A 14,835-nucleotide genomic window follows, 5' to 3' on the forward strand; every position below is an offset into this window, starting at 1 on the left:
TAAAGCAAACAATGTGAATTAGGGATCGTAGGCGCTAGTCGTACGAGCCCTTTGAAGCTTGTTAGACGAGAGACCTTGGCTCGAGCCGGTGCTGCTTTAGCCGTAGGAGCAAAGGGAATTACGGATAAAGTACAAAACGGCGAAAGCCGTTCTTGATCCACTATAAATTCAAGGACTAAATTCAAAAAGCGCAACGGATGCTCACTAGCACAGACCACTAAAAAAACATTTTTATTCGACTCACAAGCTATTTTTCAAATAAGCATAAACCCCTTGGATCCCTAATTGGAAGAGCACAAAAAAGAGGATGAAGCAGAGCATGAAATAACTTTCCGGTAGCACTTCAATAATCGGATCCGTTGCCGGATCAAAGAGCCAGGCCTGGTTATCAAACAAAACTTGATGGAAGAGGACAAAGACCCGGTTGAAATTCAACGTTAAGCCGATAATAGCTATAAGGGGCAGATAACGCAGGTAAGCAAAAATCCGATAAAGAAGGTAGAGGGTCCCTGCTTTTAAAGGCTTCCTAGTGAGAACCCAGCTGAAGCCGAGGCCAGCTAAGAAAGTCGGATAGACCATCAAAAAAAGCTGCTTGACCTCGTAAAAATGGAAACGGGCAGAAGCGGAAGACGGAAAATAGGCAAAGTCTAGTCCCCTCCGCCATGGAAAATTCAAATAAGTGAGCATCTGCCAGTAGTCATGGAGGACTTCTTGATTGGTCAAGCCCACCCGCTCAGCTAGATTGCCAGCATACAAGACCAAGACATAGAGGGGCAGGCACCAAATCGTTAAAAGTAAGGCGCCTGCTATCAGCCCAACTAAGAGGCTTAAGGTCAGTAGGCCGGCTTTTAGATACTTGGCCATAAGTCCATCAACTCTTGATAGTCCTTCACCAGCCAGGTGGGTTCAATGTTTAACTGCTCAATGTCGGCTCTCTGGTGAACGCCGGTCTCAATTAAGATCGTTGAAAGACCAGCCCGGTTAGCAGCCAAAATATCCGTGGTCAGGTTATCCCCTAGCATCACGACTTCATCCGCTTCGAGGCCCAAGAGCTCCAAGGCACCGAGGATAATATTGGGGCTAGGCTTGCCGCAGACAATCGGCTCGGTTCGGGACACATGGGCCACCAATTCACCCAAGGCCCCTGCTCCAGGAACAAATCCATGACTGGAAGGGAATTGGATATCCGGATTGGTTAAATAAAACTTGGCGCCTGACTGGGCAGCATAGGCGCACTGGGCGAGTTCTTGGTAGCTTACGCTTTGGTCCAAGCCCATGACTAAGAGGTTAACCGGCTCGGCCAAGGGATCAGAAACAATCTGATAGCCTTCTTCTGCCACCGTAGCCTTCAAGTAATCGCTCCCCATAACGTAGGCCTTCTGTCTAGGCTGAATGGCTTCCTGCCCCAATAAGTGGGACAAGGCGTCCACGCTAGTATAAACTTGGTCAGGCTCCGCCTCAATCTGGTGGTAGTCTCCTAAGAACTGGACGGCTTCCTGGTGGGACCGCATGGAATTATTAGTCACAAAGAGGAAAGGCTCCTGGGCAGCCCGCATCTGCTCGATCCATTCCCGAGCACCAGGGATGGCGGACTTCCCCTTGTAGACCGTCCCATCCAAGTCTAAAAACATGGCACGTTTCTTTTTCATGCTTATTTTTTTCCTTTCGTTGAACGAATTTTAAAGCCCTCTTTTTTCTTATTGCCCTGGGTAATCGTTTGACGCTTGACGCCTTTATTTGAGGGCTTAGTCGAGCTTTTATCCGTTTTAATACTGAAATGCGCTTTCTTATCCCGCTGGCGCTTGTGTGACTTGTTCTTGCCCTTGTCCTTGCGCTGGTTTTTCTTCTTATAGTTCTTATTGTTTCGGTTCTTTTTGGGTCGTTTTTTCAATTGACGGTTGCGCTCTTGACGTTCTTCCTCGTCACGCTGGTGTTCCAAGACAAAATAGTCGCAGGCAAAATTACAGTACTCCAAGAGATAATCCGTTAGGTGTGAGATCTTACGCTCCAGGGGTACATGGGGCACATCATCTTTGTAGAAGCCCTTTAGGCGGACTTGTTCGTAGGCCCAGTCACCGACGATATAGTCATAAGTATCCAGAATTGGCATATAGCGGTCAGCTAAAGCCTCCAAATCGAGGGCCTCTTCCTGGCTCCATTCCTTAACTGTAAAAGGCTGGCCGTTAATCAATAATTCCTGGTTGTCCGTTCGTTGGATCTCAGCTTTGGGGAAGGCTTCTTGTTCAGGGCTTTTTTCAGGGCTGTTCTTCCTTGGCATAGGCATCCTCCTTTCATTTTTGGTCGCGTTTGTAATACTCTTCGGCCTGGAAGCCTAATTTCTTATGAATCAGTCGCAGGCGCTTCAATTCATCCGCATCAAGGACAGAGAAAAGCTGGTTGACATAGCCCTTATGTTCTTCGTAGTCAGCTGCTATTTTGCGCTGTCCTTTGGGGGTTAAAGCGATGATAATCCGGCGCATATCCTTTGACGACCGTTCCCGTTTAACCAGCCCCTTGCCTTCCAAACAATCGATCACATAGGTCACCGAACTGTTGGGAATAAGCAGGTGTTCCTTGATGTCTTGGACGACATGGGGTCCCTTGTTCAAAAGATATTCTAGTATCATAAATTCATTTTCAGTCAATCCATAAGTCCTCATGTCTTGCTTGAGGGCCCGCATCATCAATTGATGGGACCGTAACAAGACACGCAGGGTATGCAATTGTTGCTCGGTCATATTCTCCAAGTTGCTAGCTCCTTACTCCTGGTCTTTTTTAATAATTTTCTTCATAGGTGCTGGTGGTAGGTCCGAAAGCGAGTGCTGGTCTCTAAGCTTAGAGTTTCTTTGCTTGGGATTGCGACGCCAATTCATTAAAACCTTGTCGATATAGCGCAGGCTATAGGCCTGGGCCAGGACAGCTTCCTTAATGGCTTCAAAGATCATGTCAGTTGGAAACTTATCCTTATGCAGCCAGTCCGCCACCTCTTGGTATTCAATCGGTGACAGAGGCCGGCCAAATTCAGTCTCCAAGACTTGGAAAATCTCGGCTTCTTGATCCTCTGTTTGTTTACTCTCTTCTTCGGCTTCCCGCTGCTTGACTAAGGCGTCAACCCTATTATACAAGAATTCCAGGTTATAGTACTCCGTTTGTTGGTTATTTTCATTTTTCTTGCTATCAATCCGCAAGTACTGGCGGTCCACTAAGGAATTAATCAAGCTTAAGATCTCATCCCGGGTCATCCCCATCCGCTTCATCAGCATAGAAAAGCTGGGGAATTCCACATTATCTTGCTGGAAACTAATCAAATGTATGAAAAAAAGCATCTCCTCATTGGTGATGCCTATTTCGTGATACATCTCAAGAAGGAGTGTCCGCAAAACCGTATATTTTTCGATTTTCATTCTTGATCATGCTCACTTTCTAAGTCTTTACGCCTGGACTTGGTGGTCTGTCATAAAGTTGTCAATTCGATCCATGGCTTCAAGGAACTTGTCCTGGTCAGCTGCATAAGAGAAGCGCAAGAAGTCTGGCATACCAAAAGCACTCCCAACCACACTGGCTACCCCGACCTCCTCCAAGAGAGCCATAGCAAAGTCATCGACCGTTGCATAGCCGGTTAAGGCTGCAGCTTCACTACAATTAGGGAAGAGATAGAAGGCGCCCCGCGGTTTAGCTACTAGGTTAAAACCAGGTATTGCTTTCATCCGGTCATAGGCAGCATTTAAACGTTTTTCAAAGGTCTGGCGCATCTTTTCCAGGTCATCTTGGGGGCCTGTCAAAGCACCGATCGTTGCATATTGGGCAATACCGGAAGGGTTCCCGCTTACTTGACTAGCCAATTTATTCATCGCGCGAATAATATCTTCATCGCCCATGCAATAACCTAGGCGCCAACCGGTCATGGCATAGGCCTTGGAAGCACCGTTCACGACGATGGTTTGTTTGCGGATAGAAGGTGAAATAGAGGCCATGGAAATCGCTTTGGTGCCATTGTAGACCAATTGATAGTACATCTCATCGGAAATGATCACGATGCCCTTGTCCACACAATAGTCACCGATGGCCCGCATTTCTTCTGGACTGAGCACAGCGCCCGAGGGATTAGATGGCGTGTTAAGAACAAGCAGTTTGGTCTTATCCGTACAAACACCATCCAATTCTTCAACGGTTAAGATAAAATTATTGCTTTCCTTAGTTTCAACAATCACAGGTTTCCCCCCAGCTAGGCGGATCTGCTCATAGTAGCTGACCCAGTAAGGTTGGGGAATAAGAACTTCATCACCAGGATTGACTAAGACTTGGAAGAGATAATAGAGAACAAGTTTACCCCCGTTCCCGGCAAAAATTTCACTTGGCTCGTAGACAACACCGTCATGCTTTTCATGGTAGTGGGCAATGGCTTCACGTAATTCTAAAGCTCCGCTGGCTGGCGTGTAATGGTGGCCCTTGCCGGCATACATGGCTTCCTTGGCATAGTCCAAGATATATTGGGGTGTGTCGAAGTCTGGCTCACCCACTGTGAGTGAAATAATATCCCGACCCTGGGCCTTGAGTTCTCGGGCCTTGTCATTAGCGGCTAGTGTTTTCGATTCTTGTAAATTCATGATGCGTTCAGAGATCATAGCGTCACCTCATTGTTTCTATAAATTATTGATCGTTTCATACCAAGTGCCGTTAGTTGCATTGATATAATGATACCCTAAATTACCGTCTTTATCGACAAAACTTACCTCCCAAACGAAAAATTTTTCATCAAAACCGAGTCGGGCTTCTTTAACCTCGACTTCAGGAAGTTCGTTTTGGGTCAAGGCGATGGCATTTTCTTCTGTTACCATCTCGTCAACAAAGCCTGTGTGCACCGTTTGACTGTCCGGTTGGTAAGTTAGATAGACCTCCCGCCCCTCTTCATTTTCTGCCCGAACACTGTACCAAGTCTCGTCCTTGGTAAAGAGATAAAAATCTTTGATGTCCGATAGCTTGTGGTCCTGGGCCACCTGGCTGACCGCGTCTTCCGCATCGATGAGTGGTTTTTGGGAAGAAAAATAAACGTTATTGGTCAGCACAATATAGAGGGTGAGAATGGCAATTAGGATGTAGAGAAATCTTTTTTTCATGCTGTCATCCTTTATTTTGGCTAAAATTACTTGAAATATTTTCTAAGTCCTGGAGGCGGACGGGTCTAAAGTCAGCGCTGCTGGCCAGACTGGCATGCAAGTGGTCGGCATAAGCGCTCTTGAGTATACGTTGGTCTAAAGAAAGGAAGTCCGCTCGGTCCCCCTGACCATTAGCTGCCCGACCAATGGCTTGCTTAAGTCGAACCAGCATATCTGGAAGGGCCACGTTCTCAAAGTAATCCCTGCCCTCTTCTCGGGCTAGAGCTTGTTTAGCCAATTCATCCGCTGCTTCCGGTGCTGCAAAAGGCAAGCGCGGCTGCACGACAAGATCCAAAGCTTGCTTGAAGTGGACGCCTTCGCTGAAGTTCTGTAAACCGATGAGTAGGCCTTGGTCTTCCTGGTCAAAGAGTTGGAAGAGCTTATGGCTATGTTTGAAGTTGAGCTGGCAATAGAGCTTCTGGTAGGCCTGGTAGTCGAGGCGGTCTTTTAAGGCGGCTTCGAGTAACCGGGCCTGTTTTTTGGCATTGACTAGGACCAAGACCCGCTGGTAATGCTTGGGCCAGAGCTCAAGCAGGCAGTCCGCCGTCCAAGCTGCTGCCGCTTTGGCAATCATTTTATCAATGGACAAGCCATCCATCAAGACCTTAACCTCCTGGATCCCCTTAGTGCTAGCATAAGAATAATGGATGGCTTGGCTATCAAAGCGTTGGTCAGCCAAGGGACTCGCCGAAATAAAGACGGTCTGACAGGCCAAAGTATCGAGAAAGCCTTCCAGTAGGCGCTGGTCTTCAAAGGGTTTGCCCTGGAGCTGGCAGTGAAGGTCCTCCCCCGCTTCAAGCAGGTCCAGAACATAATAGTCCAGGTCCTTTCCTTGAACTAACTGGGTCAATTGGTCATTCATAGCTTGCTGGGACCGAACCGTGGCCTGCAATTGGTCCAAGCGTTGGCTGCTAAAGCCTGACTTAACTTGGACAGCCCGGCATAATTGCTGAAGAGATTTCGATAGATCGTTCACCTGGGCCTGGACTGCCTTGAGCTGACTGTAAAGGTCCGCAGCCTGAAAGGCAGCTTTTAGCATAAAACTATCTTTGTGGTCGCTCTGTTGCTTGTAGTAGACAAGCTTGCGGTAATGCTCTTCCAAATAAGCCATAACCTGATCAAAAGTCTGCCAGACATCCTGGATCAATTGACTGGACTGGTACAAGTCATCAAAGGATTGGCCGGAGAACTGATAAGCCTCAGGAAAATGTATCAGATTAGCCAGTAATTTTTGTAAGCGCTTGTGCTGGTTCTCGAAGGCCTGAGTTGACCAAGAAGCGGTCGCCTGGGCCTGGAGGGTATCCAGTAATTGGTGGCTCTCATCCACTAAGAGCAGGCCGGAAGAGCTGAGCAAACCCCAGTCTTCCAAGTCCTTTTGGTGCTGGCAGAGAAAGGCCTGGTTGGTTAAAACCAGGTCCGCTTCAGGGATGGCCTCCCACTCCCGGGCATAATAGGCGTGGTCGCTCCACTTGGACAGGGCCTGGTCGCAAGCTGCTTTCGTCGGCTGCTTGCAGCTGAAATCCTTGGTCAAAAGCCCCGGGTTCAATTCCACCAACAGTCCCGTCTGACTTTGGGCCAACCAGATCATGAGAGCTGCCAAGAGCAAGGCATCTCGTTTCTTGACCTGCTTAGAAGCTAAGACCTCTTCATGGAAGGCGGCCAGAGCGGACAAGTCGATATAGTGACGAGAACTCTTGAGCTGGACATAGCGCAAGGGGCGGCCAAGAATATCGGCTGCCTGTTGGAGACTCTCTTGAGCCAAACGGTCCTGGAGCAAGCGGGTCGAGGTCGCTAGGACGAGATTGGACTGGCCCGCTGGCGCTTGCAAGGCTGCCAAAAGATAGGCCAGGCTCTTGCCCGAACCTGCAGGCGCATCAAGGCAGGCTAGACCCGACTTATCCTGGTCAAAGAATTGAGACAAGTCCCGGCACATAGCCAACTGGAGTGGGCTCAACTGGCAGTCCCCCTGGCCTATGCAGAGGGGCCGGCCCCCTAAGTCAACAAAGTCCGCCTGGTCTTGGCCAAATTGTTTAGGAAAGACCAAGCCCTGACCTTTTTGCTCAGCAAGGTAGAAGGGACCCTTCTTAACCAAGCCTTCCCTCGTCCGCGGCGCCCAGTCCTCGACCCAAGCATTGAAGTAGAGGCCCGTTTGTCGGATCATCGTCGTGGTCAAGGGCTGAATCGTTTGGAGCAAGTCATAAGGCAAGCTTTTAATTCTTTCTTGAATCAGTAACAAAAGCTGGGCCGTGGCCCGGGCATCATCGAGGGCCGTATGGGCATGAACCAAGTTGATGCCATGCTTTTCCGCAAAGTCCCCTAACTTATAGCTCTGGTCACAGGGATAGAGAAGACGGATCAATTCGACCGTGTCAATCCCCTCATTGCTAAGTGGCGGATAGCCCAGCTTTTCTAGGCTCCGACTCAAGAATTTATAGTCAAAGTTGATATTGTGGGCCACTAAGATCCGGTCGCCCAACTTGTCTAAAAAGTCATCGGCAATTTCTCTTAAAGTCGGGGCCTGGGCCAACTGCCTATCTGTAATTCCAGTTAAGTCGACAATGCGCGGAGGAATTTTTTGCCCGGGTTGGACATCCCAGCTGTATTCAGCTTCAATGCCTTGGTCGCTTAACTGAACCAGACCGATTTGGATGATTTTGTCCCCTTCTTTAAAGGAAGGACCGGTTGTTTCAATATCTACCACGGCATATCTTCTTATCACAGATGTTCCTCCTCCGTTGCAATTTCTTCTTTTAGCCAGGCCAGCAGACTGGCCTTATCATTGGTGACTTGACCTGCCAGAACGGCTGCTTCTAAAGTGCCTAACCAGCGACCAATCTGTGCCCCTTCTGCGGGATGGAAGGCCTGGATCAAGTCCGAGCCATTCACAGCCAGATCCTTTAAGGAATGGATGGGAAGGGCTTGCCAATTCGCCTGGCAAGCGGCGAGGTTTGCTGGGCTAAAGCGCTGGCTCAGCAAGCTTCCCTCAGCTTCTTCCTGGGCTAGGGTCTGTTCTAGCTGCCAGGCAAGGTCAAAGCCGAGGGCGTAGAGCGAGTCGGCATCCCAGACAGACAGCCCCTGGCGGACGGCCAAGGCATAAGCCAGGCCGGCAATATGCTGGTCTTCACGCTTAGACATCTTCCAGGCCCGGGCCAGCTGGTGACTGGCTTGATTATAAGCTTGACGGTCTGCCCCAGCGCCCAGGTCTAAATAGAGATAGAAAGCCCAAGCCATATCCGAATCTGCAAAAGGACTAGATGCTAAGAGTTTTAGCATGGTCTCCAAGACTTGGCGCTCTAGATAAGGGCAATAGGCCCACAAGTCAGCTTCCAGCATCTGTGCTAGGCCTTTTTGCCAATTCTTCCCTTGCCATAACTTGTTCATCTCCACTAAGATGCGCTCAATGGCAATCTTCTCGAGGAGCGGCGCATTGGTCTTGAGGGCTCGGGAGGTTTCTTCGGCAATCTCGAAGTCTAATTGGCTAGCGAAACGGACAGCCCGCATCATGCGCAAGGCATCTTCATGGAAACGTTCATGGGCCACACCAACTGCTTCAATCCGCCCCTCTTTAATCGCCTCTTGTCCGTTAAAGTAGTCGATAATCTGACCATCTGAGGCCATCGCCAGGGCGTTCATGGTAAAGTCCCGGCGCAGGAGGTCTTCCTCCAAAGATTGAACAAATTCGACCTTGTCCGGCCGCCGGTAATCCTGGTAGCCAGACTCTGTCCGAAAGGTCGTAATCTCATAGGTCTCCCCCTCATACCAGGCCATCACGGTCCCATGTTCTAAGCCCACGTCAAAGTGTTTGGGAAAGACGTCTTGGACCTCTTGGGGGTAGGCCGAGGTCGCGATGTCCACATCATGGATGGGCAGGCCTAGTAAGGCATCCCGAATCGCCCCACCGACAAAATAAGCCTCATAGCCTGCTGCTTCTAAGGCCTTGAGGACAGGCAGGGCCTGTTGAAAGACAGGATCTTGAATCATAGGATATTCTCAAGGCCATAGATCAGTTCTTGACTTGCCATCACATGGTCAACTGCCATAGCCACCCCTTTCATATAAGATTCCCGGGTAAAGGAATCTTGGCGAATAGTCAGCGCCTCACCCGTGCCACCGAACTGCACGACTTGGTGGGAGTTAAGACCAGGCAGGCGGACACTGTGGATGCGGATGCCGTGGAAGTCGGCGCCCCGTGCGCCAGCCATTTGTTCTTTTTCATCAGGGTGACCGCTCGCGTGGTCGCCCCGCTCTTCATAGATGAGTTCGGCTGTTTTTTGGGCGGTCCCACTTGGTGCATCTAATTTTTGATTATGGTGCATTTCAATAATCTCAACATCCGGGAGATACTTGGCTGCTTGTTGGGCAAAAACCTGCATTAAAACCGAGCTGATCGCAAAGTTAGGCGCAATCATGCCCCCTAGTTTGGCTTCTTGGCTCAGTTTCTTCAGTTCTTCAATCTGGTCAGCGCTAAAGCCAGTGGTCCCCACAACGGGATGGACCCCATGTTCAATATAATAGCGGGTGTTGTAGTAAGCCGCATCAGGTTGGCAGAAATCAATGGCTACATCAATGGCTTCCTTATCTAAAGCTTCTTCAATACTGCTGTAGACAGGGGCGAGCTCCTCCCAAGCGCTGAGGTCTTCGGCTTGGTCAGCCTTGATGTCAACCAAGGCAGCTAGATCGAAACCCTCATGGTCAAGTACCATATGGGCTGAAGTCTGCCCCATCCGTCCTAAAAATCCTGTTACTAAAACTTTCATCCTTACGCATCCTTTCGCTTTTCTTTTGTCTCAAAAGATTACCCTTCCATTATAGCATTTATTCCTAGAAATATTCACCCATATCTTGGTCCGATAAGAAGGGATAGAAGGAGGGATCGGACTTGAGTTCAGGCCGGTCATCTAATAAGTGTGTGATCGCTGCTTGGTCGCCCTCTTCACGCATAAAGCGCAAGTAGTCGTAAACAAAGCTAGCGTCTTCTTTGAGGTCGGGATAAGCTTTTTGATAGTAGTCATGGGCCTGGTCAAAGTCTTCGTTTAAGTCATAGGTCCGGGCAACCAACCAGGCCAATTCGCCCGATTGGTAGGATTCGGCCGGCATGGTTTGAACCTGGTCCAAGGCGGCCTGATCATCCGCCGCCGCTAGATAGCCGTGGAGGATGAGTTCATGCATGGTTGTATAGTCAGGGTCTAAGGCCAGAGCTTGCTGGGCGTCAGCTAGGGCTTGGTCACTTTGACCAAGCTTCTGGTAGAGTCTTGCCCGCTGGCCCCACAAGTCCGCATCAAAGGGTTGGCTGTTAAGGGCAGAGGTCAGCATCCTGAGCGCTTCATCGTCTTCGTGGAAGGCCTCTTTCACTTCCGCATAGAGGGCCAATTCCTTGGCGGTCAATTGATCTTCTAGATAGAAGGATTCCAGGATCCCCTGGGCCTTCTCATAGTCTTCGTTCAGGGCATAGAGCAGGCCCAATTGCTTCTCTTCAGCCTCCGTCCGCTCTTCCGGCTTCTTGCTTTGGAGCCTGTCCAAGGCTTCATCAAAGTTACCCACAGCGGTCTGCGCAAAAAGATAGTTTTCTTCTACTTTCTCACGAATTGGATCCGGCAAATCAGCATCATCCAAGAGTTGACGGTAGTCCAATAAGACGGATTGGAAGTCTCCCTGGTCAAACTTCAATTGGGCAATCCCGTAACGGATGACCGCTTCATCTGGGGCCAGGGCCTGGGCTTCCTGGAGTTTGACCATGCTCACTTCTGGCAGCGACAGCATTTGATAGGCATCTGCTTGCATCAAGAGGGCCTCCACCTGGTAAGGATGGTCGTCTCCTAAGGCCAGCAGGTCATCGATTGCTTCCGTGTAAGCCCCTTGGTCAATCTTAGCCTCCGCCTTCAGGAGCAGCCATTCCAAATTACCTGGCTCTGCCGCCTGGGCCAAGTCATAAATCTTAAGCAAGCTGGTCAAGTCACCTAGGGTTCGGACCGCCTCAATCAGGTCTAAGAGCTGGTCTTGGCTGTAAGCCTGAAAGTTAGCTTGCAAGTCTTCCAAGCATGTCTCGATACCCGCTAGATCCTGCAAGCGAATCGCTTGAAGTAAGCGGCTAATATTTTTTTCAGTCTGCATGCGCATTCCTCCTCCGCTATATTTTAGCATACTGTTCGCCCAGCCCAAGGATAAGTCCTTGAAGCGAGTGGTAAAAATAAAAAGCCAGGTCCGAAAACCTGACTTTTACTACTCTTTGACGAGATTAATTTCCTTTAACAGCGTCTTTCAAGCCTTTGCCTGGTTTGAAGGCAGGTACTTTACTTGCTGCGATTTGGATTTCTTCACCTGTTTGTGGATTACGTCCTTTACGTGCTGCACGTTCACGAACTTCGAAGTTACCGAAGCCGATGATTTGTACTTTTTCACCTTCTTCAAGGTAAGCTTGGATGGATTCAAAAACTGCATCAACTACTGGAGTCACGTTTTTCTTTGAATCTCCAACTGCGTTAGCAACACTTTGTACTAAGTCTGCTTTATTTGCCAATTTAGTTCACCTCCTCCGATAAAGATTATCGGAATGTTTATTGAAAAACATTTTTAGGATTTCTCTATCTACTTAGATAATCCATTCTAAGGATACCACAGAAGCCTTGCCACTACAATGTTTTTCTAGGTAAATTAGATAAAGTTTATGTCTCTTTTACTTTCTTTCACGGGTAATTAATTTGATCGGTGTCCCCTCAAAATCGAAGGATTCTCGGATTTGATTCACGAGGAAGCGTTCATAGGAGAAGTGCATCAGATCAACATCATTAACGAAAGCAACAAAGCAAGGAGGAGCTGTAGCCACCTGGGTCAGGTAATAGACTCTCAACTTGCGTCCCTTGTCTGAAGGCGCTGGGTTAATGGTAATGGCCCGATTTAAGACATCATTGAGAAGTGAGGACTGGATCCGACGTTGGTGGTTCTCATGAACGTGCTTAATCAGTTCCGGTAATTGGTGGAGGCGTTGCTTGGTCTTAGCTGAAACAAAGACAATCGGTGCATAGTCGATGAATTGGAAGTGGGCGCGGATGTCGGCTTCGAATTCTTTCAACGTGTGATTATCCTTCTTCAGAGCATCCCACTTGTTGACAACGATGATCAAGCCACGTCCCGCTTCATGGGCATAGCCCGCAATATTCTTATCCTGGTCGCGGATTCCCTCTTCAGCATTCAAAACGAGGAGGGCCACATCGGCTTCTTCAATGGCGCGCATCGAACGAAGGACCGAATATTTTTCCGTTTTTTCGTAGACCTTCCCCCGCTTGCGCAAGCCAGCTGTATCGATAATCCGGTACTTCTGCTTGTCCACCGTGAACTGGGTGTGAACGGCATCGCGGGTCGTTCCAGCAACATTGGAGACAATGACCCGCTCTTCCCCGAGCATGGCGTTCACAATCGAGGACTTGCCCACATTTGGCCGTCCAATCACTGCAAAGGAAATGGTATCATCCACAGGGCCCTGGTCTGGTTCTTGGGGGCTGAGCTTCAATGCGGTCTCCAAGAGCTCACCCAAGCCCAAACCGTGGGCACCTGAAATTGGCACAGGATCGCCTAAACCTAGGGAATAGAAGTCATAGATATTCGCCCGTTGTTCCGCATTGTCCACCTTATTGACTGCCAAGATAACGGGCTTATTGGTCCGGTAGAGCAATTGGGCAATCATTTCATCGGTATCGGTCACGCCATCGCGGACATTGGTCAGCATGACAATCACGTCTGCTTCTTCCATAGCAATCTCTGCCTGGGCGCGAATCTTGTCCTGGAAAGATTCATTGGAGAAGTCAATCCCACCGGTATCAATAATATTCAAGCGTCGGCCCAGCCACTCCGCATGGGCATAGATCCGGTCGCGGGTGACGCCAGGCGTATCTTCCACAATGGAGATTCGATCCCCCGCCAAGCGGTTAAAAATGGTTGACTTGCCAACATTAGGCCGCCCCACAATCGCAATGGTTAAATTAGCCATTTAAAAACCTCCTTTAAATGATTCTCTATTTTTTTAATTTAGATGATGAGTAATTATCTAAGTCATGATTACCCTATCAGCTAGTTTTGAGCAGTAGTGAAGCTTTGAATTTGATCGTTAGCCATGAAATAGCAAGCGATGTGAATTACGTATAGTAGGCGTCAGCCGTACTATACGTTTGAAGCTCGCTAGGCAAGAGACCTTGGCTCGAGCCGATGCCATGGCTCTATAACGATCAAATTCAAAAGCGCAACGCATGCTCATCAACACAATTTAGAACAGAATCCTTTAAACAACTTTCTTTCTGATAAAAAAATAAAGGCCGGCAAAATAAAGTATTTTGCTCAAGCCTCTATTTTCAACTCATTATCTTTAGATTAGTCTTCGTCGCTAAGGTCTAATCCTTTTAATTGGTCGCCTAATAAGTCGCCAAAAGTAAAGCCTGTATCTTCTTCAGCTGCTTGGTTTTGACGTGCAGCTTGGCCACGGTTATTCTTACGTGCTGGACGAGATTTCTTAGCACGTGGTTTGTGGTCACGGTCAGCGCCTTCTTCTTTAGCAGGTGCTTCTTCTAAGGCTTTGATACTTAATGATAAGCGGTTTTCTTCTGGGTTCACATCAAGCACTTTAACTTGTACTTCTTGACCTTCTGATAATTTATCAGCTGGTGTATTCACATGCTCATGCGCAATTTGTGAAATGTGAACTAAACCTTCAACGCCTGGGAATACTTCAACGAAGGCACCAAAGTCCACAAGACGGCGTACAATACCATCTAATACGGCTCCCTTAGGCGCTTTTTCTTCGATATCTTCCCATGGTCCAGGAACTAATTCCTTGATTGAAAGTGAAATACGACCGCGGTCTTCATCAACAGATAAGATCTTCACGTCTACTTCTTCGCCAACAGTTAAAACATCTGAAGGATGCTTCACGTGGTGGTGAGCAATTTGTGAAATGTGAACTAAACCGTCAATGCCGCCTAAGTCGATAAAGGCACCGAAGTTAGCTAAGCGAGCAACTGTACCAGTAACAGTTTGACCAGCTTCGAATTGCTCTAATTTTTCAGCACGTTCAGCAGCAGCCTTTTCAGCAGCAATTTCTTTGTGGGATAGGATCAAGCGGTTTTCAGCTGGATCGATTTCCACAATTTTAACTTCTAATTCTTTATCTTTATAAGGAGTGAAATCCTTAACAAAGTGATCTTCTACCATTGAAGCAGGAATGAAACCACGAACGCCAGCGTCAACAACTAAACCACCCTTAACCACTTTCTTAACGGGAACAGTGATTGTTTCGTCGTTTTCAGCTTTTTCTTCAAGTTCTTTCCAGATCTTCTTAGCTTCAACGCGACGACGTGAAAGTAAGAAAGAACCGTTTTCTTTTTCTTTGATTTGTTTAACAACAACCAATTCAATGACGTCGCCAACTTTAACTACGTCTTCAACATTGTCGATTGGTGTTGATGAGATTTCACGGAATGGCACAACGCCTTCAACGCCGGCGCCTTCGATCCCTACGATTAATTGGTTGTTTTCATCGATGGTTAAAACTTCACCATTAACAGTGTCGCCAATTTTAACGTCCAAGGTTTGATCAAGGACATCTTCCATTGATGGCATTGCCTCTGTTTCTTCTACTTCATGATTTTGTGCTTCAAATTCGTTTGACATATATTGTATCCTCTCCTAAAGT

General features: G+C 48.2%; 14 protein-coding genes. All 14 read right to left on the reverse strand.

Going from position 1 to position 14,835, the window contains the following annotated elements:
• Window positions 1-240 precede the first annotated feature (240 nt).
• Window positions 241-864 (reverse strand): TIGR01906 family membrane protein, encoded by a 624-nt coding sequence (locus AWM72_RS01070; protein WP_067971862.1) that lies wholly within the window; start codon window positions 862-864, stop codon window positions 241-243.
• Window positions 849-1,649, reverse strand: coding sequence for an HAD-IIA family hydrolase (locus AWM72_RS01075; RefSeq protein WP_067971865.1), 801 nt, complete (start codon window positions 1,647-1,649; stop codon window positions 849-851). The genes AWM72_RS01070 and AWM72_RS01075 overlap by 16 nt, the downstream gene beginning before the upstream one ends.
• 2 nt (window positions 1,650-1,651) lie before the next feature.
• The gene (locus AWM72_RS01080; protein ID WP_067971868.1) at window positions 1,652-2,278 is read right to left on the reverse strand and encodes a YutD family protein; all 627 of its coding nucleotides are present in this window, start codon (window positions 2,276-2,278) and stop codon (window positions 1,652-1,654) included.
• A 13-nt stretch (window positions 2,279-2,291) separates the two neighbouring features.
• A complete protein-coding gene (locus AWM72_RS01085; RefSeq protein ID WP_070486152.1) occupies window positions 2,292-2,738 on the reverse strand; it encodes a MarR family winged helix-turn-helix transcriptional regulator in 447 nt (148 codons plus the stop codon).
• A gap of 21 nt (window positions 2,739-2,759) precedes the next feature.
• Entirely contained in the window at window positions 2,760-3,404 is a 645-nt protein-coding gene (locus AWM72_RS01090) for a DnaD domain protein (RefSeq protein WP_070486147.1), read from the reverse strand.
• Window positions 3,405-3,431: 27 nt separating this feature from the next.
• Window positions 3,432-4,625, reverse strand: a complete 1,194-nt coding sequence (locus AWM72_RS01095) for a pyridoxal phosphate-dependent aminotransferase (RefSeq protein ID WP_067971878.1) — start codon at window positions 4,623-4,625, stop codon at window positions 3,432-3,434.
• 18 nt (window positions 4,626-4,643) lie between these two features.
• Window positions 4,644-5,117, reverse strand: coding sequence for a cell wall elongation regulator TseB-like domain-containing protein (locus AWM72_RS01100; protein WP_067971881.1), 474 nt, complete (start codon window positions 5,115-5,117; stop codon window positions 4,644-4,646).
• A 4-nt stretch (window positions 5,118-5,121) separates the two neighbouring features.
• Window positions 5,122-7,875, reverse strand: a complete 2,754-nt coding sequence (locus AWM72_RS01105) for an exonuclease domain-containing protein (RefSeq protein WP_083505570.1) — start codon at window positions 7,873-7,875, stop codon at window positions 5,122-5,124.
• Complete coding sequence (locus AWM72_RS01110) at window positions 7,872-9,137, reverse strand: CCA tRNA nucleotidyltransferase (RefSeq protein ID WP_067971887.1); 1,266 nt, start codon at window positions 9,135-9,137, stop codon at window positions 7,872-7,874. Before AWM72_RS01110 ends, AWM72_RS01105 begins: the two co-directional genes overlap by 4 nt.
• Complete coding sequence (dapB, locus tag AWM72_RS01115) at window positions 9,134-9,913, reverse strand: 4-hydroxy-tetrahydrodipicolinate reductase (protein ID WP_067971890.1); 780 nt, start codon at window positions 9,911-9,913, stop codon at window positions 9,134-9,136. The genes AWM72_RS01110 and dapB overlap by 4 nt, the downstream gene beginning before the upstream one ends.
• A 64-nt stretch (window positions 9,914-9,977) precedes the next feature.
• Window positions 9,978-11,267: a tetratricopeptide repeat protein gene (locus tag AWM72_RS01120; RefSeq protein ID WP_067971893.1), complete on the reverse strand. Its 1,290-nt coding sequence runs from the start codon at window positions 11,265-11,267 to the stop codon at window positions 9,978-9,980.
• A gap of 124 nt (window positions 11,268-11,391) precedes the next feature.
• A complete protein-coding gene (locus AWM72_RS01125; protein ID WP_067971897.1) occupies window positions 11,392-11,673 on the reverse strand; it encodes an HU family DNA-binding protein in 282 nt (93 codons plus the stop codon).
• A gap of 156 nt (window positions 11,674-11,829) precedes the next feature.
• The gene (der, locus tag AWM72_RS01130; RefSeq protein WP_067971901.1) at window positions 11,830-13,140 is read right to left on the reverse strand and encodes a ribosome biogenesis GTPase Der; all 1,311 of its coding nucleotides are present in this window, start codon (window positions 13,138-13,140) and stop codon (window positions 11,830-11,832) included.
• Window positions 13,141-13,517: 377 nt separating this feature from the next.
• Complete coding sequence (gene rpsA / locus AWM72_RS01135) at window positions 13,518-14,813, reverse strand: 30S ribosomal protein S1 (RefSeq protein ID WP_067971904.1); 1,296 nt, start codon at window positions 14,811-14,813, stop codon at window positions 13,518-13,520.
• Window positions 14,814-14,835: the final 22 nt, after the last annotated feature.

The sequence above is a fragment of the Aerococcus sanguinicola genome, from assembly GCF_001543145.1.
Taxonomy (GTDB): Bacteria; Bacillota; Bacilli; order Lactobacillales; family Aerococcaceae; genus Aerococcus; species Aerococcus sanguinicola.